This is a genomic window from Streptomyces sp. NBC_01166 (genome assembly GCF_045039765.1).
Lineage (GTDB): Bacteria > Actinomycetota > Actinomycetes > Streptomycetales > Streptomycetaceae > Streptomyces.
Genome location: NZ_CP108613.1, coordinates 8,721,676 through 8,741,633 on the forward strand (window position 1 = coordinate 8,721,676; position 19,958 = coordinate 8,741,633).

The 19,958-nt window shown below is 70.5% G+C and carries 19 protein-coding genes and 1 pseudogene; 16 read left to right on the top strand and 4 right to left on the bottom strand.

Annotated features, from left to right (window positions below):
- Nucleotides 1-5 precede the first annotated feature (5 nt).
- From OG379_RS39360 to OG379_RS39415, 12 genes and pseudogenes are all read left to right on the top strand, one after another.
- Nucleotides 6-629 carry an NADPH-dependent F420 reductase gene (locus OG379_RS39360; RefSeq protein ID WP_405668278.1) on the top strand — a complete coding sequence of 208 codons (624 nt, stop codon included), beginning with the start codon at nt 6-8 and terminating at the stop codon, nt 627-629.
- Between the two features lie 80 nt (nt 630-709).
- Nucleotides 710-1,651: an SDR family oxidoreductase gene (locus tag OG379_RS39365; protein ID WP_405668280.1), complete on the top strand. Its 942-nt coding sequence runs from the start codon at nt 710-712 to the stop codon at nt 1,649-1,651.
- A gap of 60 nt (nt 1,652-1,711) precedes the next feature.
- Nucleotides 1,712-2,380 (top strand): NADPH-dependent F420 reductase, encoded by a 669-nt coding sequence (locus OG379_RS39370; RefSeq protein ID WP_405668282.1) that lies wholly within the window; start codon nt 1,712-1,714, stop codon nt 2,378-2,380.
- A 70-nt stretch (nt 2,381-2,450) separates the two neighbouring features.
- Nucleotides 2,451-2,702: pseudogene (locus OG379_RS39375) on the top strand (epoxide hydrolase N-terminal domain-containing protein); the annotation flags it as partial.
- 471 nt (nt 2,703-3,173) lie between these two features.
- On the top strand, nt 3,174-3,974 hold the full coding sequence (locus OG379_RS39380) for an alpha/beta fold hydrolase (protein WP_405668824.1): 801 nt from the start codon (nt 3,174-3,176) through the stop codon (nt 3,972-3,974).
- A gap of 9 nt (nt 3,975-3,983) precedes the next feature.
- On the top strand, nt 3,984-4,889 hold the full coding sequence (locus OG379_RS39385) for a helix-turn-helix domain-containing protein (protein WP_405668284.1): 906 nt from the start codon (nt 3,984-3,986) through the stop codon (nt 4,887-4,889).
- Between the two features lie 716 nt (nt 4,890-5,605).
- On the top strand, nt 5,606-6,583 hold the full coding sequence (locus tag OG379_RS39390; protein WP_405668286.1) for a DUF4129 domain-containing protein: 978 nt from the start codon (nt 5,606-5,608) through the stop codon (nt 6,581-6,583).
- Entirely contained in the window at nt 6,580-7,116 is a 537-nt protein-coding gene (locus tag OG379_RS39395; protein WP_405668288.1) for a hypothetical protein, read from the top strand. Before OG379_RS39390 ends, OG379_RS39395 begins: the two co-directional genes overlap by 4 nt.
- Before the next feature lie 65 nt (nt 7,117-7,181).
- On the top strand, nt 7,182-8,189 hold the full coding sequence (locus OG379_RS39400; protein ID WP_405668290.1) for an AAA family ATPase: 1,008 nt from the start codon (nt 7,182-7,184) through the stop codon (nt 8,187-8,189).
- Nucleotides 8,186-9,532: a DUF58 domain-containing protein gene (locus tag OG379_RS39405; RefSeq protein WP_405668292.1), complete on the top strand. Its 1,347-nt coding sequence runs from the start codon at nt 8,186-8,188 to the stop codon at nt 9,530-9,532. The genes OG379_RS39400 and OG379_RS39405 overlap by 4 nt, the downstream gene beginning before the upstream one ends.
- Nucleotides 9,529-10,122, top strand: coding sequence for a hypothetical protein (locus OG379_RS39410; RefSeq protein ID WP_405668294.1), 594 nt, complete (start codon nt 9,529-9,531; stop codon nt 10,120-10,122). Before OG379_RS39405 ends, OG379_RS39410 begins: the two co-directional genes overlap by 4 nt.
- Nucleotides 10,123-11,103: 981 nt before the next feature.
- Nucleotides 11,104-12,249, top strand: a complete 1,146-nt coding sequence (locus OG379_RS39415; RefSeq protein ID WP_405668296.1) for a DUF6183 family protein — start codon at nt 11,104-11,106, stop codon at nt 12,247-12,249.
- Between the two features lie 972 nt (nt 12,250-13,221).
- Here the strand turns inward: OG379_RS39415 and OG379_RS39420 are convergent.
- A complete protein-coding gene (locus tag OG379_RS39420; RefSeq protein WP_405668298.1) occupies nt 13,222-13,815 on the bottom strand; it encodes a CGNR zinc finger domain-containing protein in 594 nt (197 codons plus the stop codon).
- Between the two features lie 90 nt (nt 13,816-13,905).
- On the opposite strand from OG379_RS39420, the gene OG379_RS39425 reads away from it, so the two are divergent.
- The 4 genes from OG379_RS39425 to OG379_RS39440 all read left to right on the top strand — a co-directional run bounded on the left by OG379_RS39425 (nt 13,906) and on the right by OG379_RS39440 (nt 17,675).
- Complete coding sequence (locus OG379_RS39425; protein ID WP_405668300.1) at nt 13,906-14,700, top strand: MBL fold metallo-hydrolase; 795 nt, start codon at nt 13,906-13,908, stop codon at nt 14,698-14,700.
- 129 nt (nt 14,701-14,829) lie between these two features.
- Nucleotides 14,830-15,915, top strand: coding sequence for an LLM class flavin-dependent oxidoreductase (locus OG379_RS39430; RefSeq protein ID WP_405668302.1), 1,086 nt, complete (start codon nt 14,830-14,832; stop codon nt 15,913-15,915).
- Nucleotides 15,916-15,976: 61 nt separating this feature from the next.
- Nucleotides 15,977-16,336, top strand: coding sequence for an NAD(P)H-dependent oxidoreductase (locus tag OG379_RS39435; RefSeq protein WP_405668826.1), 360 nt, complete (start codon nt 15,977-15,979; stop codon nt 16,334-16,336).
- Between the two features lie 61 nt (nt 16,337-16,397).
- The gene (locus tag OG379_RS39440) at nt 16,398-17,675 is read left to right on the top strand and encodes an MFS transporter (RefSeq protein ID WP_405668304.1); all 1,278 of its coding nucleotides are present in this window, start codon (nt 16,398-16,400) and stop codon (nt 17,673-17,675) included.
- A gap of 119 nt (nt 17,676-17,794) precedes the next feature.
- Here the strand turns inward: OG379_RS39440 and OG379_RS39445 are convergent, their stop codons facing one another.
- From OG379_RS39445 to OG379_RS39455, 3 genes are all read right to left on the bottom strand, one after another.
- Nucleotides 17,795-18,025, bottom strand: a complete 231-nt coding sequence (locus OG379_RS39445) for a hypothetical protein (protein WP_405668306.1) — start codon at nt 18,023-18,025, stop codon at nt 17,795-17,797.
- 579 nt (nt 18,026-18,604) lie between these two features.
- Entirely contained in the window at nt 18,605-18,898 is a 294-nt protein-coding gene (locus OG379_RS39450; RefSeq protein ID WP_405668308.1) for a DUF3732 domain-containing protein, read from the bottom strand.
- Nucleotides 18,899-19,618: 720 nt separating this feature from the next.
- On the bottom strand, nt 19,619-19,954 hold the full coding sequence (locus OG379_RS39455; protein WP_405668310.1) for a hypothetical protein: 336 nt from the start codon (nt 19,952-19,954) through the stop codon (nt 19,619-19,621).
- Between the last annotated feature and the right edge of the window lie 4 nt (nt 19,955-19,958).

The window sequence follows — 19,958 nt, forward strand, 5'->3', positions numbered from 1 at the left end:
TCACCATGAGCAGCATCAGTTTCATCGGTCTCGGGGGCATGACCCACGCCATCGCCTCACGTGCGGTAGCGGGCGGTAACTCCGTCGAGCTGATCGGCCGCGACGCCGCCAAGGCCAAGGGCCTGGCCGCCGAGTTCGGCGCCGGGGCCACGGTGGGGACCTTCGGTGCCGTCCCTGTGGGCGACATCGTTGTCCTCGCCGTGCCCTACACCAGCGCCGTGCCGGTCGTCGCCCAGTACGGGGATGCCTTGGCCGGCAAGGTCATCATCGACATCTCCAACACCTTCGACGCCGACGCCACCGGGGTGGTCACTCCCGAGGGCACGTCCGGTGCGCAGGAGATCGCCAAGGCGGCCCCAGCGGGCGCGCACGTTGTGAAGGCGTTCAACACAGTGTTCGGCCATGTCCTGGTCCAGGAGCGTCCGTTGGACGTGTTCTTCGCCGGAGACGACGCACGGGCCAAGGCCGACGTGTCGGCGTTCATCGCGAGCCTCGGACTGCGTCCCCTCGACGTCGGCGGCCTGGAGATGGCCCGCTGGCTGGAAGGGATCGGGCCGCTGCTGATGGGGCTGGCCCGGAACGGCGCGGGGACCTTCGACGTCGCCCTCGGCGTCGACCTCCGCGGCTGAGCACACCCGCACCACGACCCGGCACCACCACTTCGCGCACCACCACTTCGCGCACCACATCACCGACAAGGAGCAGTACGTTGCGAGTCTTCGTCACTGGCGGGACCGGCCATTCCGGTTCGTACATCATCCCCGGACTCATCGCCGCAGGACACGAGGTCACCGGCCTCGTCCGGTCGGACACGGCCGCCGCGGCACTGTCCGCGCTCGGCGCGAAGATACGCCGCGGCGACCTCCAGGACCTCGACGGGCTCAAGGAGGCGGCCGCGGACTCCGACGGCGTCATCCACGTCGCGCACCGACAGGACCTGCTTCCGTCCGGCGGGATGGCCGCCGTGGCCGCCGCGGAGCTCCCGGTCATGCTCGCGTACGGCGAGGCCCTCGCGGGGACCGGTAAGCCGCTGGTCGCGGCGGGAAGCATCGGCTCGCCCGGGACCGGGACGTACCTGGGCCGGCCGGGTACCGAGGAAGACCCGGCCCTGCCCGTCGGCGACGAGCACAAGGGCACCCTGCGGGCCCGCAATGTCGTGGAGTCCACCGTCATCGGACTCGCCGAGCAGAACGTACGGTCCTCGGTCGTGCGGATCGCCAACATCATGCACAGCACGACCGACCGTGGCTTTCTCCCCATGCTGATCGCGCTCGCGAAGGAGAAGGGCTTCGCCGGCTACCCCGGAGACGGCGCGAACCGGTGGAACGCCGCGCACGCCCGCGATGCCGCCTCCCTGTTCCGTCTGGCGCTGGAGAAGGGCCCGGCCGGCAGCTACTGGCACGCGGTCGAGGACGGGGGCGTCCCGTTCCGCGAGATCGCCGAGGCCATCGGCAGCCGCCTGGGCCTGCCCGCCGTGAGCGTTCCCCTGGACGAGCTGATTCTGCCGGCACATTTCGGGTTCCTTACGAACGTCGTCACGCAGAGCTACCCGACGTCCAACCTCATCACCCGCCGGACCCTCGGCTGGGAGCCGGCTCAGCCCCGCCTGCTCGCCAATCTGGACAACGGGCATTATTTCCCCGCCGGCTGACAGCAGGGAAAGGGCAAGGCTCGTACAAGGACAAGGCTCTCCTGGAAGGACGCCGAGAACATGACGACTGTGGGATTCATCGGAAGCGGAGCCATCGGCAGCACCATCGCGCGGCTCGCCGTCGAGGCCGGCCACCAGGTCGTGCTCAGCAACTCGCGGGGTCCCGGGACGCTCGCGGACACGGTCGCGAGACTGGGTCCGGGGGCCTTCGCGGCAACGAGCGCGGAAGCCGCAGCGGCCGGTGACGTCGTCGTGGTCAAGGTGCCGGTCACGGCCTTCCCCGACCTTCCTGCCGCGCCACTGGCGGGAAAGACGGTCATCGACACGTGCAACTACGGCCCTGAGCGTGACGGGCACATCCCCGAGCTCGACAGTGGATCGCTTACCTCGAGCGAGCTGCTGCTGCGGTACGTCCCGGACGCCGGGCTCGTGAAGGCGTTCAACACCATCTACTTCAAGCACCTGCTGGCACTCGCCCGCCCGGCGGGGGCGGCCGACCGGTCGTACCTGCCGATCGCCGCGGACTCGGCGCCGGCGAAGGCGGCGGTCACCGACTTCATCGACTCCATCGGGTACGGCGTGGTGGACGCGGGCCCGCTGGCCGACAGTTGGCGGCAGGCCACGGGCACACCGGTGTGGGGCGCCCCCTATGGGCCGTACTCGAACGAGAAGGGCCGGCCCGCCGGCGACGACGTCATCCGCGCGGCACTGGCCACCGCCACGCGGTAAGGGCAGGTCGGCGCGGGCCGGCGACGTCGTCGACCAGCACTGAGCACGTCAGCACGACCAGGAGAGGCACATGACCGACCACCCGCGGCTGATCGCTGTGACCGCTGCGGAACTCGCAGACCTGCGCACGCGGCTACGCGCCAGCCGGTGGCCCACCCGGTGGCCCGTCGACGGCTGGGAAGCGGGCGCCGACACCACTGAGGTGCACCGCTTGGCCGACTACTGGGCCACAGGCTATGACTGGCGCACCCACGAGGCGCGGATCAACGCTCTGCCGCACCGGACGGCCACCATCGGCGGCACGCCCGTCCATTACCTCCGGTTCGACGGCGAGCGACCGGGCACCCTGCCGATCGTGCTGACCCACGGCTGGCCCAGCACACAGGCCGCCAACTGCAGCGCGGAGGAAGGCGGTTACCTGCACCAGCAGAACAGTCGGCCCCTCACCCTGGCCCACGCGACTGCAAGCACTTCCGGTTCCCGGCTGAACAGTAACGACGTCCTACCCCGACGAGACAACCCCCGCCGGAGCTGCGGAACCCGGCGCCCACCGACGCGAGAGCCGGGCCGTCAGCCTGCCCGCCACCAGCCTCAACAGCCGAAACGGCCCGCCAGGCAAACTGACGGGCCGCCACGAAACTTCGAGGTTAGAACTGGGGTCCGTGCCTTACCGGGTGCCCTGATGACCGAATGCAGTCGTCAACTTGACAACGACATTTGTACAAGACCGATGGTCGACACCCCACGCATCATCATTCGCATGAATGAGTACGACCTTGAGCACGTACATGCAATGCATGTGGTCCACGATGGCCCTCGACAGGCGCTACCGCTGCTGCTCATCCACGGATCGGGCGCCACGGGCGGCTCCTGGAGCCCGATGGTCCCAGCACTGGCCGGTGATCATCACGTCCTCCGGGTCGATCTCCCGGGCTGCGGCCAGTCACCGCCCGCGGCCTCGTACGCCGTGCCCGAGCAGGCGGTCCAGGTAGCGGCGCACCTGGACCACCTCGGCCTCGGTCCCGTCACCGTGGTCGGACACTCCAGTGGCGGCTATGTCGCCACCGCGCTTGCCGAACAGCGCCCCGACCTGGTGAGGTCGATCGCGTTGATCAGCACCGGCCCAAGCTCCGACGCGCTCCTCCCGCAGCCGCTCGTCCTTCGCGTCCTGCTGGGCCCGCCGTTCGGCCCTCTCCTGTGGTCAAGGCGTTCAGACGCGATGATCCGCAAGGGGATCGGGGCAACGGCTGCTCGTCCCGTGGATGTCCCGGACGACGTGGTCGCCGAGATGCGGGGCACCACATACCGAACGTTCAGGACGGTGCTGCGCCGGAACACGGAGTACATCGCCGAGCGGAGTGTGCCCGAGCGTCTCGCCGCCCTCAATGTGCCCTTACTGGCAATTTTCGGCGCCGCCGACCCCCGTTGGGACCCGTCGTCGGTGCACCAGTACGACGCGGTGCCGAACGCGCGGGTCGAGCAATTGCCCGGGGTCGGGCACATGCCTATGCTCGAGGCGCCCGAGGCGACCAGCGAACTGCTCCTCGATTTCGCGGCAACAGACGTCCGACATAACGCCCTTGACGAGGTCTAGGCTGATCATATGCTGGCAACAGGGGCACCACTCGACTGGTCGCATGTGGACATCGCCGTCCCCCGCTCGTCAGATCGGCTGCAGGGGGTCAGCATGGCCGGGTTCCGCCACCGCGCCCGGGCATCCGTGGACATTGCGATGGTCGCGCATCCCTCCGTCACCTTGTTCATCGACCTGAACGAGGGCGAAGGCCTCGTCCACCGCGCCCATGGCCGGGATGTCCGCGGCAGTGCCGTGGTCGGGCTCCTGCCAGGCGATCTCCGGGCAGGTGGCCGGGTGGGCGAGTGCCTCCAGATCCGGCTGGATCCGGTCGCAGCGGCTGTTGTGCTCGGCACGGCGACCGAGTTCACTGGAGCCGTGGTGTCCCTCGAGGATGTCTGGGGCCGCGACGCCGGACGAACCGAGGAACGGCTACGCGCCGCCGCGTCATGGGGCGAACGGTTCACGATTGCGGCGGACCTCGTCGGCCGGCGCCTGGGCAGGCGACCAACAGTCGCCCCAGAGGTCGCCTTCGCCTGGCGGCAGATGCGCGCCAGCCGGGGGCGGGCGCGGGTTGACGGCCTTGCGGACGAGGTCGGCTGGAGCCGGAAACGTCTGTCGGCTCGCTTCCAGGCTCAGCTCGGTATCGCGCCCAAACGCGCCGCCCGACTGGTGCGGTTCGACCACGCTGCCCGCCTTCTCGCGAGGGGTCATGCCGCCGCCGGCGTCGCCGCTGAGAGTGGCTACGTCGACCAGTCCCATCTCTACCGCGAGGTCAAGTCGTTCGCCGGGCTTACTCCCACGGCGGTGGCCGTCGCGCCGTGGCTCGCGATCGACGACGTTGCGTGGCCGGCTTCCTCGCCGATGCGGAGCCGGCTGACGCCCGCTGCACCTACGCAGCCGACTGGGTCGCCACCAAGCTGCGCTGGGGCCTGACCGTCGACCAGCCCGAAGCCGAAGCACTCACCACCCTCGCCGAGACGTGCGGCAACCAGCCTCTCGCGTACGAAGTCGCAGCCGACGGCCGACACAATGGCCGACAGCTGACCGGAGCGGCCGCTGCATAACCGCAGGTCAAGCCCCGGTTTTTCCGTGGTGAGTGCTCAGACTTCCCCTCTTCTACCTGGCTGCCTTGCTCTGGGGGTGGGGTGGTGGTGGCTGGTGGGCGGGCGTGGTCTCGGGGACGGCGCTGCGCCCTGCCTCCCGGCCCGCCGCCTGGCTCCGGACCGGTGACCAGGCCGACGAGCTGGTGGCGGGACCGGCCGGGCCCGTCGCAGCATGTCGGGCAAGTCCCTGAGTCGCGCCCTGCGGCGGGTGGTCGTACCCAGGGAAGATGAGCGAGGAACAGACGTCGTGGCATCCGGGCGAGGCCATACCGGAGAGCGGGATCTTTCATTTCTGAGTGCAGACCCCTTGGCCCTACACGTCGTACGCGCCTGATTGTCAGCCATTAGCGACACCTCACCGGACACCGCCGCTGCCTGCCCGTCCGGCCGTAGCCGAAAGACGGCAAAAAAGGTCCGTAAGGATTGCCGGAAGACGGCAATGATGCGGCGTGCCTTGCCATGTCAGGATTCCGTCAAGCTGGAGATCGACGACAGGTACCCGGGGGCGGCGCGCATGGCCGGGCCGATCACAAGGGAGGGGGTGGCGTGGGGCTGCAGCACGCGGCGGGCGGGCGACGCCGGTACAGCACGATCGGCGCCGTACAGGCCGCGTTGACGGTGCTGGTGGTGGGCGGAGCGGCCCTGGGAGCGCTGCTGCTGCGCCCCGACACGAGTCTGTTGGCCAAGGGGTGCGGGCCGCTCGGCGCCAACGCCGTCCTCGTGGTCGGCTTCGCCCTGCTGTCACTCCTTGGCGGCCTGGCGCTGCGCGGGAAGTACAGGGAGCAGGTCAGGGCCGCCCGGGAACTCAACCCGGTGGAACAGCGGATGGTCGACGGCGTGAGCCGCATCCTGCTGGCCGCGACACTGGTCGTCCCACTGCTCATCATGGTCCTGCACCAGTTCGGTCCGCCCCGCAGCAGCCACGGGGACGACCACGAGTCGTTACCACTTCCCAGCCCGCGGCAAGACCCGGTACCCACCCCGCCACCCGCACAGCATGCCGAGCACGCTGGCCACAGCATGCACTTCGGGCTGACGCGCATTCTGCTCGGTCTCGGCATCGCCCTGCTTGTCGTGGTCGTCATGATCGCCGGACTGTATCTGTGGCGGTGTCTGACCCGGCCGCCGGCACCCGAAGCCCCGGCGAGTTACGCGACGCTCGACGACGAGCAAGAACGCCTGGCTCAGGCCGTAGACTCCGGGCGCCGTGCCCTGCTGGACGGAACCGACGCCCGCGCAGCCGTCATCGCCGGCTATGCCGCCATGGAGGAGTCGCTCGCCGGCTCCGGCGTAACCCGGCGCGCCTCGGACAGCCCGCAGGACCTGCTGGAGCGGGCCGTCGCCGGCGGCTTGCCCACAGGGGCGGCCGCCGCCGCGCTCACCGCTCTGTTCCGCGAGGCCCGCTACTCCACGCACCCGATGGACGGCAGCCACCGCGACCGGGCCGCAGCCGCGCTCGCCGAGATCGCCGACGGCCTGCGCCCTCGGACGTCTGAACCCGAAGCCGTGACGGGTACCTCATGAAGGCGCCGGCCCGGATCCGGGCCATCGTCAACTCCGTGATCGGAACGCCCGGTTCGGTACGCCACTCGCTGGCCGTGCTGGGCACCGCCGCGGTCGCGACCGTAGTGCTGCTCGCCCTGGCCGACGGTGCCGCGGCGGCCGCCACCGGCCTCGCCCTCATCACCGCAGTCGCGCTGGCCCTGGGGCGCTATGCCGCGGGCGGCGCCGCCCAAGACAGCAGCTATCGCAAACCGGTGCGCCTGCTGGACAGCCGGGGCCCGGCCCTCGGCGGATGGCAGCGCATCGTGGCCAACACCCTCGCGGGCGACAGCGAAGCGCACTTCGACGCCGTCATGCGGCCGCAGTTGCAGCGGCTGTTCGCCGCCCGGCTGGCCGAACGGCACGGCGTGGCGATGTACCGGAACCCGCAGGGGGCCCGGGCACTGGTCGGAGCTGAGCTGTGGCCGTGGATCGATCCCGAGGTGCCCGCTCCGCAGCCCGCTCTCCCCGAGCCCGTCCTGCGCTCCCTGCTCGACCGCCTGGAAGCCCTGTGACCGGTGGCGCTGCGGCCGACCCCCCAACCCGCGCATCCCGACCCCTGCCCTGTGAGGAACCGACCGTGACCAGCCCGCAACCTACTCCGGACCACGACACACTGACGCCCCGACAGGCGGGCGAACGGGCTGCGGCCGTGCTCGATGAGATCCGCATGGCCGTGGTCGGCAAGACAGAACCGCTGGCGCTGGTGATGCTCGGCATCCTCGCCGGCGGCCATGTCCTCATCGAGGATCTGCCGGGACTCGGGAAGACGCTGCTGGCACGCTCCTTCGCCACCGCTCTCGGCCTGGACTTCCGCCGCATCCAGTTCACCCCCGACCAGCTGCCCTCCGACGTCACCGGAGCTCCGTTCTACGACCAACGGACTGCTGACATGGTCTTCCGGCCCGGACCGGTCTTCACCCAACTGCTGCTCGCCGACGAGATCAACCGCACCCCGCCCAAGACCCAGGCCGCGCTGCTGGAGGCGATGGCCGAGTCCCAGGTGTCCATCGATGGAAGTACCCGGTCGCTGCCGAAGCCCTTCGTGGTCGTCGCCACCGCCAACCCCATCGAGTACGAGGGCACGTACACCCTGCCCGAGGCCCAGCTCGACCGGTTCCTGCTGCGGGTTCGTATGGGCTATCTGACGGCGCCCGAGGAGGCAGGCATGCTGCGCGCGCGTGTCGATCGGGCGGCCCCCGAGGCTGTGCTGCGCACGCTCAGCGGACCGGACGAGGTGCTGGCCATGCGGGCCGCCGTCGAACGCGTCGAGGTGGACGACGACCTGCTGGAGTACGTCGTCGCGCTGGTCCGCGCCACCCGGGCCCACCCGCACATCCAGGTCGGCGCCTCTCCGCGCGGCGGCCTGGCCCTGGTGCAGCTCGCCCGCGCCCGTGCCGTCCTGGACCTGCGGGACTACGTGACCCCGGAGGACGTCAAGTCCGTGGCGGTGCCGGCCCTCGCACACCGCGTCACCCTCAAGCCGGAGCTGTGGGTCCGGCAGATCGACAGCGACGACGCGATGCGCGAGATCGTGCAATCCGTGCACGCCCCGCAGACCATGCCGCGCACGCCGATCGCGTCATGACGGAGCCCCTGCCGGCCCGCAGGGCGGCCGCTGCCGTCCAACGGGCCCTGGACGGCCGCCACGACGCGACCGCCCAACCCCCGCCGCCACCTCCGCCCGGCCGGCGCGCCGGTGAACGCGCCCTGCGGCTGGGCACGCTGGCCGTCGTCGCGTTGGCCGCCGCGCTGGTCACCGGGCGCCCCTGGGTACTTGCTCTCGCCGCCGCGCCCCTGGTGCTGCTCGCCCTCGCCCTGCCGAGTGGGCCACGCCCGGAAGGGGTGACGGCCGAGGCCGAGGTAGGGCCGCGGCGGTGCTTCGAAGGAGAGCAGGTGACGGTGCGTATGACGGTGTCCTACGACGGTGAGACCGGCCGCCTGGACCCCGGCGTCACCCTCGGTCACGGGGTCCGGCTCGACCACCTCGCGGTCGGCCCGCACCGCGTCGACCTCGTTCTGACCGCGCAGCGTTGGGGCCGCTGGACGCTCGGCACGGTCGACGTCGACGTCTACGACCGCGGCGGGCTGACCCGGCGCACCGTCCGGGCCGAACTCGGTGAGATCGCCGTCTTCCCGCTGCCCGGACACGCCAGCCTCACGCCCATCCCGGTCCGGCTGCCGCAACGGCTCGGCGAGCACACCACCGTGCAGCGCGGCGAGGGCGTCGAGGTCACCGGCGTGCACCCGTATGTGCGCGGCGAACGGCAGCGGCGGATCCACTGGCCGGCCACCACCCGCCGCCGCACCCTGCAGATCCACCAGTTCGCCGCGGAGCGCACCGCCGACACCGTGGTGCTGCTGGATGTGCTCGCCGACGTAGTCGACCCGGTCACCGGCACGTCTTCGCTCGACGAGACCTTCCGGGCCGCTGCCGGGCTGGTCCGCGCCTACCTGCGCACCCACGACCGGGTCGGCGTCGTATCGGTTGGCGGCGCGACCCGCTGGCTGCAACCGGGCAGCGGCCAGGGGTACTTCTACCGCATCGTCGAGAGTGTGCTGGAGGTCCGCAAGGACCGCGCGTACCGCACGGAGGGACTCAGCCTGCTCCCACCCCCCGCGTTGCCCGAAGGAGCGCTGGTGTACATCATCACGCCGCTGACCGACCAGCGGATTTTCGACACCCTGCACCAGGTGCGCGGACGGGCCAACCCGATGGTCGTGGTCGAGATCCCCACCGGCGAGCCGGTCCTGGAACCCGGCGACACCGAAGGTGAGCTCGCGCTGCGGCTATGGCGGGCTGACCGCGACGCCATGCGCTTCGCCTTGATGGAACGCGGCATCGCGGTCGTCGCCCACCGGCCCGGCGAGACCCTCGACCTCGCCCTTGCACCGCTGCTGCGCACCCGCATCCACGGGGGGACCCGATGACCACCGCCCCCGCCCGGCCAGGCTCGCGCCCGGCCGACAGCCGAGCCGCCCTGCTCATCGGACGTCTCACCTCCCGCATCACCGACCGCTTGCTCGGAACGGCCCTTGCCGTCGCCGCTTGCGACCCGCCGGCCGCCCTGCACGCACCATTGCTGGTCAGGATGCTGGTCCTGGGGGCGGCGGCGGCCGCGTGGTGGGCCGCTCCGATGGTCGACGCCCGCCCAAGCCTGACCTTCATGCGCTGGCGGACCGTCGCCGCCCGCCGTAGGACGACCGTGCTGCCGGCGGCGGCGATCGCGGTCGCCGCAGCCACCGGCCCCCCGGTCTGGCTGGTCATCTGCATCGCCGCCCTGCTGCTTGCCTATCTGCTCGTCACCGACGCGTGGACAGCCGGTGTCACCGCCCCGCCCGAGTGCCCGCAGGCGACACCCGCACTGGCGGCCGCCGCCGCGACCGCAGTGGTACTGCTCGCCGCCCAAGCACCGGTCGCGGGCACCTCATGGGCACGTCTGCCCGCCTCACTCGCCATCGCCGCGACCACGGTTTGCCTGGTACTGGCGCTGCGCACCCGTCGCAGCCCGCCCGGCTGACCGCCGAGACCCCTGGCGGTTCTGCTCCCCGCGCACGCGGGGATGGCCCCATCCGGGGCAAGAGCGTCACGATCACCACCCGCTGTTCCCCGCGCAGGCGGGATGGTCCCCGCCCGGTCACGGTTACGGTCGGAATGCCCTCCTGCTCCCCGCGCACGCGGGGACGCGGGGATGGGCCGGCCGGGTACCCGGAGGGGGAGCTCCGTCGCCGGTGCCAGACACCAGCCTCCCGCTCCGGGCCCCGACACCCTGGCACACGACAACCGTGGCGGTTGCCGAGCTGTGGCTTCTCCTGGTCCTGGAGGCCGCAGCATGCAGTTCGGTGCGGTCGGCTGCGCAGCGCGCTGGCCGGTGAAGGGTCCGTCGGCCGCAGGGGCGCAGCGAGGACCACGCGCAGCCGACGCGGGGTCCGACAGCAATCCCGACACCATGACCGACACAAATGCCGACACAATGACTGACGGTAACGCCGACACAATGGCCGACACCTCACCGGAGCTGGCCTCTGCATAACCGCAGTTCAACCCCCGGTTTTTCTGGTGGTGAGTGCTCCGACTTCCCCTCTTCTACCTGGCTGCTTGGCTATGGGTGGTGGGTTGTGGTGGCGGTGGGCGGGCGTGGTCTCGGGGAAGCGAGGGTGCTGCGCTGGCCTCTTCCCCGGCCCGTCGCGGGACCTCCGGTCCGGCCCACCGACGTCGCGGGGCGCTGGGGGAGGCGGCACCTGCCGCATGGAACGCCTCGCAGTCGGCGGCGGAGCGCTCCGGCCGGTCCCGGCGCCTCGACGCGACCGGGCAGGAACCCACGTCGGACCCAGGCACCCCGGTGACGGCCTTGGGACTTCACGACCTGCTCCGGGTTTCTGCGCTAGAGGATGGCTGGGCGTGCCTCTCATCGGCGACTACCCGCGCGACTCACGGTCCCCTGGCGCGTGCTGACGGTCCAGGGGTTCGGCACCACGCGAGCGCGAATAGGCTCAGTGGCGTGGCGGAGAAGATAGAGAAGATCGTGGCGAAGCTGCCGCGCATGAAGGACGTCAGCAAGGTGGTGGGCCTGGCGGAGCGCCGCCTCGCGGAAGGGGACGCCCTTTTCGTTGCGGATCTCGGCATCGCCCTCAACGGGAAGTACGGCGCCGAAGGCGACAGCCTTTGGCAGTACCGAAGCCTCTTCGGCACGCTCCTGAGGCTCCTGACCGTCACCCCGGGAGAAGAGAACATCGAACAGGGGCTGCGCCTGGCAGTCACGACCGAGTCCAGCAAGCGGAGCCAGAGCCGCCATGTGGCGTCCCTGCTTGCCTCCAGCCATCCCCCGCACGACCTAGCCGTGGTGTTCGCCGGTGGTGCCCCGCACGCGCGCGCCTCTGAGGAACTGCGGGCGTGTCTTGTGCACGAGCTGGTTCTCCGGGGTGTGGACGTTGCCGAGATGTCAGGGATCGCGCGATGGGTGACCTCGCGGCACTGGAGCCACCACCCGCTGGGCTGGCTACCGCTGTCGCTTTCTCCGTTCGAGGAGGAGCCCGGGCTGCCGAGCTACCACGCTCGCGGGGGCAGTTGGTCGATACCGTACGGCCGGTCTGACGACGGTCCACAGATGGCACCGGACAGGGCCGCGCATCTCTCGTTGACAGCTGAGACGACAACGGACGCTGTGGCCGGAGCCATTGCCGCGGCGGTATCCAACTGGTCCGAAGAGTCCAACGGGCGAATAGAAGCCAGGACTTTTGATCTTGCCGAGCCGGTCAGGGCCCCCGCCGTCCCAAGCATGCTGGAGTCCCTGAAACTGGAGTCCCTCCGAGGGCTGAAAGCCAGCGACCGCGCCGCCATCTCCCCATGTCCAGCAGCTCAGGCATGGCGGTTGGTCTTCGCAGCGGCATCGACGGGCGGGGCATACAACCACGGGCTGCGGGGGGCCTACGGGCGTTTGGCCGCGTGGAGGTCGCTCGCCGGGCTGTCAGGAGCGGCTGTGCACGCGTCGGCCGCTGAGGTCGAACAGCAGGTACTCGAATGCGACTGGTACAGCTTCGGGGCCGCCACGAAGTGGTTTGAGCGCGTGGCCTGGGACATCGGCCTCGCAGCCATTGCCTCGGGGCGTCGCCAAGTGGCGGTGCTGGCCGCGACGGACACCGACTGAAGAAACCCTGATCCTCGCTGTCGTCCCTGGTCAACGTTTGGTCAGACAGCTCCCGCTGCACGTTGCTGCCACTGACATCCACACAAACAGTCAGCTCAGCAGGTTCAACGCCTGGCCGAGTGAGCGGGCGGCGTGGCGCCCGACAACAATCCCGACACCATGATCGATGCCTCCCGGGAGCGGACCTCTGCATAACGGCAGGTCAGGCCCTGGTTTTCGCGTGGTGAGTGCTCAGACTTCTCCTTGTTCTCCTGGCTGCCCTGGCTGTGATGGAAGGTGTGATGGCTGGTGGTGGGGCGGTCGCGGGGAAGCGGCGGCGCTGCGCTGGCTGTGGTCCTGGCCCGACGTGGGGCGCCGGGCCGGAGGTGGTCAAGGGGGGTCTTGGCTGGACTTCCTGACCTGCCCGTCGCGGGAGCTCCGGACCGGCCCACCGACGTCGCGGGGTCAGGGCGCACCGAGTGTTGCGCCCGGGGTTGCGCCAGAAGTTGCACAGAGGGTTGCGCACGGGGTTGCATAGGCTGTTGCACCACTGCAAGCGGAACGCTCGCGTCTCCGCAGGTCAAGCCAGGCTTTGCGTCCGGTGAGTGCTCAGACTTCCCCTCTTCTGCCTGGCTGCCTGGCTGCCCGGCTGTGGGGTGGTGGCGGTGGGCGGGTGTGGTCTCGGGGAAACGGGCGGCGCTGCGCTGGCCCTCTTTTCCCGGCCCGTCGCAGGGGCTCCGGACCGGCGACCAGGCGGACGACCTGAGGCAGGCCGCCCTACTCCGGCTGCAAGGCTGGCTGCTGCGGCTCGTGGTCGTTCTCGACTGTGCACGGGCGTCGGAGACGGCCCGCGCCGAGGCGGCCTCAGGTGCGTGGGCAGGGCCGGTCGGAGTGGCGGTCCTTCGGCTGCGTTCGTTAGGGAGGACCCCTCATACCCTCCCGGCGGAGGGGCCGTCAGCTGGAGGCGCGTGTGGCGTCGGCGTTGCCACGTCGTCAGTCCGTCGCGGTGCGGCGGGCGTAGGCGCGGGCGGCGCGGGCGCGGTCGCCGCAGCGGGTGGAGCACCATTGGCGGCGGCCATGCTTGAGCAGGAAGCGGTTGCAGGGCGGGGAGGCGCAGGCGGTCAGGCGGGTTGCGTCGGGGGTGGTGAGCAGGTCGGCGGCATCGGTGGCGATGGCTGCCAGGGCGTGCTCGACGATCGCGGTGGTGGGGTGGGGTGTGGCGCGGCGGGGGCCGGTTTTCTCGTCCCACAGCAGCAGAGAGGCTGTGGGGACCAGGGTCATCGCGTTGTTGACCGCCGTGATGGCGGCGGGCAGGGCGGGCTGGCCGGTGACTCGGGAGGCCAGTAGCGACCTGACCTGTTCGCGCAGGGAGCGCAGTTGCGTGGCGCATACCTCCGCCAGGCCGGCGCCTTCCGGGGCGAGGTCACGTCGTGCCAGCCACTGCTCGGCCTGGGCTGGGGTGCCCAGGAGGTCGGCTGTGTGTCCGCCGGGCAGTGTGACGGCGCTGTTGGCGAGGGCCAGGGAGGGGTGCTCCGCCTCGCCCGGTGCCGGTGGCAGGGCGGCTTCTTCCGTCACGAACTCTTCCATGCTTCTCATGGTACGGGTTGCACTCATCCGTGAGGCCTGCGTACAGTCATCTCACGGTTAACAAGCAATCTATCCGTGAGGATTTTTTTCGTGTCTTCCCCGACCCTGCAGACTGCCCCGTTCCCCGTGCGTGTCTTCGGCGGCCCGACCGCCCTCTTCGAGTACGGCGGCCTGCGCTTTCTCACCGACCCGACCTTCGACGGCCCCGGCGACCATCAGGCGCCGGCTGTTGTGCTGACCAAGACGGCAGCGGCTAAGGGCAGCCCGGCCGATCTCGGTCGCGTCGACGTGGTCCTGCTCTCGCACGACGAGCACGCCGACAACCTCGACACCTCCGGCCGGGCCCTGCTCGCCGACGTCCCGCTGACGCTCACCACCCCCGGCGGAGGGGAGCGCCTCGGCGAGACGGCCACCGGCCTCGCCGACTGGCAGTCGGTCGAGCTCGAGCGCCGGGACGGCGGGCCCGGCATGGTCACCGTGACCGGCGTGCCGGCCATCCACGGGCCCGGCCCGCGCGAGGAGGTCGAACCGATCACCGGCCAGGTCGTCGGATTCGTCCTGACCGGCGAGGGCCTGCCCACCGTCTACGTCAGCGGCGACAACGCCTCCCTCGACGCGGTCACGGACATCGCCGAACGCTTCGCCCCGGTGGACACGGCTCTCCTCTTCGCCGGAGCGCCCCGCTTCGCCGAAGTCTTCGACAGCGAGGTGATCGTCCTGGACAGCGCCCAGGCCGCCCAGGCCGCGAAGATCCTCGGCGCCGGCCGCGTTGTCCCCGTCCACTACGACAGCTGGGCCCACTTCACCGAGGGCCGCGACGAGCTCGTCGCGGCCTTTGCCGCCGCAGGTATCACCGACCGCGTCGACTTCGGCGTCCGCGGCTGACCCCACCCACGTCGGGTGTGCCGGCAACGGCCGGGCGCCGGCCGACAGAAGCCCCCTCCCGGCTGTCGGCCGGCGCCCCTACTCCCCGCCGTACACCTCGAAACCGAAGGACAGAAGGACCGCACGACCATGACCGACCCGATCCGCGGCACCCGCCATGGTTCCGCCCCCGCCGCCCTGTCCGTACTGGACTCCGCCATGACCGGCACCGGCCAGAGCGCCACGGAGGCGCTGGCCGGCAGCATCGAACTCGCCCGGCTCGCCGACCGGCGCGGCTTCACCCGCTACTGGATGAACGAGCACCACGCCATGCCCGGCGTCTCTACCTCCAGCCCGCCCGTCCTGCTGTCCCGGCTCACCGCGGAGACCAACAGGCTGCGGCTCGGCGCGGGCGGAATCATGCTCCCCAACCACCCGCCGCTGGTCGTCGCCGAACAGTTCGGCATGCTCAACGCCCTCGCCCCCGGCCGCATCGACCTGGGCCTGGGCCGCGCCCCCGGCACCGACCAGGCCACGGCCGCCGCCCTGCGCCGCGGCGCGAACGACTCCGAGGACTTCCCCCAGCAAGTCCTCGAACTGCTGCATTTCCTGGGCGATGACTTCCCCGCCGATCACCCCTACGCCGACCGCGTGTATGCGGTGCCGGGACCCGCCCAGGACCGGCTAAACGGCGTCACCCCGTCCGCCCGCCGACTGCCGGTGTGGCTGCTCGGCTCGTCCGGCTACTCGGCGCAGCTCGCTGCGCGGCTCGGCCTGCCGTTCGCCTTCGCCGCGCACTTCAACCCGCGCGACGTCGTGACCGCCCTGCGTCTGTACCGCGAACGGTTCACTCCATCCAAGGCCCTGGCCGAGCCTTACGCCCTGGTCAGCTTCACCATCGCGGCATCCGACGACGCACGCCAGGCCCGCCGCCAGGCCGGCACCCTCGCGCACGCCATGCTCCGCATGTTCCAGCGCAAGTCCTACCTGCTGCCCTCCCCCGAGGAAGTGGACGCCTACCCCTACGACGCCGAGGAACGCCAGGCCGTCGACAGCTGGCTGAACCATGTCCCGCACGGCACCCCCGAACAGGTCACCGCCCACCTGAACCAGGTCCAGCGAGACTCCGGCGCCGACGAACTCATGATCGGCAGCGTCGGCCACTCCGTCCAAGCCCGGCTACGCTCCACCGAACTGATCGCCGACGCCTACGGCATGCCCGACAGCCCGCGCTGACTCGGGCCGGGCAGGCCTCAACCCACCAACGCCGACCACCCATCACCGCCAAGCCCCCGGCCTGGTCGCCGAGGCCGACGCCCTCGTCGTGGCCATCCCCATCTACAAGGCCGCCTACTCCGGCCTGCTCAAGACCTTCCTCGACCTGCTGCCCCAGCACGCGTTCGCCGGGAAACCGGTGCTTCCCCTGGCCACCGGCGGCAGCCCGGCCCACGTCCTCGCCCTCGACTACGCCCTGCGCCCGGTCCTCACCGCGCTGGGTGCCCAAGTCTGTGAGGGCCGGTTCGTCCTGGACCGGCACATCACGACCGCCCCGGACGACGCGATAACCCTCCACCACGACGACGAGCAGCAACTCACCCACATCACCGGCCAGTTCGCCCGCGCCCTCCCGGCCCGTGCACACCTGACCGACGCCTGACAACCACCGGGCCGCCCCGCCCGATAACCCGCCGCCCCGGCCTCCCGAAAGTACGGACCACATGGCCCACCTGCCCCGCACCCCCACCCGCACCCGCACCCCGCCCACCGTCGCTCTCGCCCCCGCCATATCCGCAGTGCAGAAGCGCACCCTGACCGTGCTGCTCATCTCCCAGATCCTCAGCGGTGTCGGCCTCGCCGCGGGGGTCACCGTCGCCGGGCTGCTGGCCGGACAGATGCTCCACAACACCTCCCTGTCCGGACTGCCCATCGCCCTGCTCACCGCGGGCTCCGCCGGTGCCGCCGTCATCATCGGACGCATCTCCCAGCGCCACGGCCGCCGCCCCGGGCTGGCCGCCGGATACCTCAGCGGCGCCCTCGGCGGTGCCGGTGTCGTCGTCGCGGCCGCGCTCGCCAGCCCCACGCTGCTGTTCATCTCCCTGTTCCTCTACGGCGCCGGCACCACGTCCAATCTCCAAGCCCGGTACGCAGGAGCCGACCTCGCCACACCCCATGAGCGCGCCCGCGCCACCTCCACCGTCATCGTCGCTACCACCGCCGGCGGCATCGCCGGACCTCTGCTCGCCACCCCGACCGGACACCTCGCGACCGCGCTCCACCTGCCCGAGCTGACCGGACTGTTCCTCCTCTCCACGATCGCCTTCACACTGGCCGCCCTCACCCTGCTCGTATGGCTGCGCCCCGACCCGCTGCTACTCGCCCGCACCCTGCCCGCGACCTCGGACGAAAGCGCACCCGCGAGCACTTCGGTCCGGTTCGGCCCGGGCCTGCTCGTCGGAGTCGTGGTCCTCGTCCTCAGCCAGCTCGTCATGGTCGCCGTGATGACCATGACCCCCATCCACATGCACGCCCACGGCTTCGGCACCGCCGCGTCCGGCCTGGTCATCGCCCTGCATACGGGGTCTATGTACCTGCCGTCGCCACTGGCCGGCCGCCTCGTCGACCGATTCGGGGCCACAGCAATGAGCATGGTGACGGCCGGCACGCTGCTCGCCGCAGGAGTGGTCGCAGCACTCGCACCCGGCCACTCCCTGACCCTGATCACCCTCGCCCTCGTCCTGCTCGGCGTCGGCTGGAGCTTCGGCCTGGTCACCGGCAGCGCGATCGTCACCAACAGCACGCCCCTGGCCACCCGCGCCAAGGTCCAGGGGCTGGTCGACGTCGCGATCGCCGTCGCGGGCGCCATCGGCGGGCTGGCCTCCGGCATTGTCGTCGCAGCCACCAGCTACCCGGCCCTCGCCGTCCTGTGCGGCGCCATCGCCTTCGTGGCCGCACCTGCGGCTGTCGTCGCGGCTCGTAAAAGCTCCGCCCGCGCCTGACCGACGGAGTCGACGCAATACCGGCGCGCGCGATTCGGAGGTGTACATCGCCCGGGCGTCGGTGACGGCCCGCGCCCAGGTCCGCTCGTTCCCGCCGTGCGTACGGGCCAGCCGCCCGGTCAGGCCCCGCTGGTGCCCACCGGCACGGCGCAGTTCGACGAGGGCGGCCTGGACGGCCTGAGCGCGCTCTGCGGACACCGGACGACCTCCCCGGGGCTTCTCCCGTGCGCGGCACCGCTCTTGCGCCCGGAGACGCCCAGCAGAGCCGTTCCCACGGCTTCCTGGTGCGCAGCCCAGAACGTCTCCACCTCGGCCTGGTCGTAGTATCCGATCCGGTCGATCGTGACCACACGCTTTTCGTGCGCCGGTAGTAGAGCTTGTGGCGGCAGGAGGTTCAACACCGGCCGTCCGCGGATGCCGCGGTGTCCGCAGACGGCGGGTGGGGAGAGGCCGCAGCACCAGGCGCGAGTGCCGTGGACGCAACGGCGGCAGCGAGGAGAGCGGCGGTGGCAAGGCGGGCCCGCGAGGTCTTCTGTGTTGCCTTCATGCCCTTACACTCTGCCGGGGCGGGTCGGCTGCGCCCATGGCGGCAGCCTCCGGAACGGGTGTGGGGATACCCCCAGGTTCCGGTCGGGCCAGCCGGTAAGGGACGTCCGGGACGGGCCGGGGAAGGACGCATACATCGCGCGGGCGGAAGGCCACGAAGGGGACACCCGGCACGCAGGCGACTACGACTACTGGCGGCCACTCACCTTCGCTGAAAAACCTAGCGCTCACGAAACTTCACTGACAGGGCTTTCAAGGGTCATTGAAGCTGCGCGGGTTGGGATGGCCCAGCCGTCTGGCCCGTGGTGTTTTTGGCTCTTGGTGTGCCTGCGTATTTTAGTTGAGTACTGCGCAGCTTCAGTGATCCCCGGTATGCGGCGGGGCTATGGGGTGGGAGTGGTGTCGAGCCAGGTGGTGGGGATGAGTTTTCCGCCGTCGTGCCAGTTGTAGCGGAAGGACGCCTGGTACCAGGGGTGTGGCAGGTCGGCATGGTCGCTGACGATGATCTGGAAGCCGGGGGAGAGCTCAGTGACGACCTGGGGCATGAGCAGCACCGCCAGGATTCGCCGGAGGTCCGCGATGTGCTCGCCCCGTGCCTCCAGCTGCTCCTGGCGCACCTCCAGCTGCTCCCGCAGTTCCCGCAGGTGCTGCGTCTCGGCCACAGCCAGGGCGTGCATTTGGGGCACCAACCGACCCGGAAGGGCCGGGGGCTCCGCCCGCCAGAGCGTTGGCACTTCCCAGCGAGTCATATGATCAAACTATGATTCGCCCGCTCTCGGGACCTCCCACATGGAGACACCTCGCTGCCGCACTGGCACTTGTCCTGCTGACGGCCGGCGGCTGGTATGCCATGCAGCCGATCTATCCAGACTGCTTCTACATGGGAAACATTTCCTACAGCCAAGCTATAGATGCCGGATTCTGCGAACCATCACAGATGCGGTGGAAAACCTGGATGGAATAAGACCCACTCAGGGAAATTCCCCAATCCGGTAACCCGACCCAAGCTGTCGAGGCTCGGTGAACCTGCGCAACTTCAGCGATTTCCGGTATGTGGTGGCGGGGAGCGAGCCCTCCGGGCGGGTCAAGGAACGTCGTCTTTGCGTCTACTCCGGCCTTCGCTGCCTCGCCGAAGGTCACTCACGCCGTGCAGGCCGGCGTCAGCGACATCACCGTGTGCCGGGTCTCGACGGTTTCGCCTGCGCGGTGACGTTCAACGTGCGTCGCGCTCCGGCGGTCGTCCTGCTCGGTATCTCGGTGCTCCCGGTGCCGGTGCCCGCTGCCGGGGTCACGGCCACAGTCACTGTCACGCTATGGCCGCCGGGAGGGGTGTGTCACGCCTGACGGCTCCGGGTGCCTCCTGGAGCCCGGAGCCGGCGCTGTTCCCTACCGGTGGGCTACAGGTGGGGCGGCTCGTCGTCGTTGGTGGCCGGGAACCACAACGACCAACCTGCCTTGACGTCGAAGGTCCCGCCCCGCTCGTAGAACCAGTCCGGATTCCCCTGGCAGCCTGAGCGGTAGTAGACCCAGGGCTTCGGATCGACGTAGGTCTTGAGGACGCCGTCCTTCGGGATGGTGTAACAGCCCGAGCCGGACGGGTTATCCATCGTCAGCGAGGTGCCGTCCCTGAAGTAGAAGGTGAGGCTACTCCTCGCCGAGGCAGATGTCCCGGTACTGAGGACCAGCATCGCGGCGGCAGCCAGCACCCCGGCAGACCTGAGCAGTTGTCGCATTTCG

Coding starts and splice junctions, on each gene's coding strand:
- OG379_RS39370 (WP_405668282.1), top strand. CDS start 1,712: ATGACGACTGTGGGATTCATCGGAAGCGGAGCCATCGGCAGCACCATC.
- OG379_RS39440 (WP_405668304.1), top strand. CDS start 16,398: ATGGCCCACCTGCCCCGCACCCCCACCCGCACCCGCACCCCGCCCACC.
- OG379_RS39450 (WP_405668308.1), bottom strand. CDS start 18,898: ATGCACGCCCTGGCTGTGGCCGAGACGCAGCACCTGCGGGAACTGCGG.
- OG379_RS39455 (WP_405668310.1), bottom strand. CDS start 19,954: ATGCGACAACTGCTCAGGTCTGCCGGGGTGCTGGCTGCCGCCGCGATG.
- OG379_RS39430 (WP_405668302.1), top strand. CDS start 14,830: ATGACCGACCCGATCCGCGGCACCCGCCATGGTTCCGCCCCCGCCGCC.
- OG379_RS39385 (WP_405668284.1), top strand. CDS start 3,984: ATGCTGGCAACAGGGGCACCACTCGACTGGTCGCATGTGGACATCGCC.
- OG379_RS39405 (WP_405668292.1), top strand. CDS start 8,186: ATGACGGAGCCCCTGCCGGCCCGCAGGGCGGCCGCTGCCGTCCAACGG.
- OG379_RS39380 (WP_405668824.1), top strand. CDS start 3,174: ATGCATGTGGTCCACGATGGCCCTCGACAGGCGCTACCGCTGCTGCTC.
- OG379_RS39360 (WP_405668278.1), top strand. CDS start 6: ATGAGCAGCATCAGTTTCATCGGTCTCGGGGGCATGACCCACGCCATC.
- OG379_RS39410 (WP_405668294.1), top strand. CDS start 9,529: ATGACCACCGCCCCCGCCCGGCCAGGCTCGCGCCCGGCCGACAGCCGA.
- OG379_RS39420 (WP_405668298.1), bottom strand. CDS start 13,815: ATGGAAGAGTTCGTGACGGAAGAAGCCGCCCTGCCACCGGCACCGGGC.
- OG379_RS39395 (WP_405668288.1), top strand. CDS start 6,580: ATGAAGGCGCCGGCCCGGATCCGGGCCATCGTCAACTCCGTGATCGGA.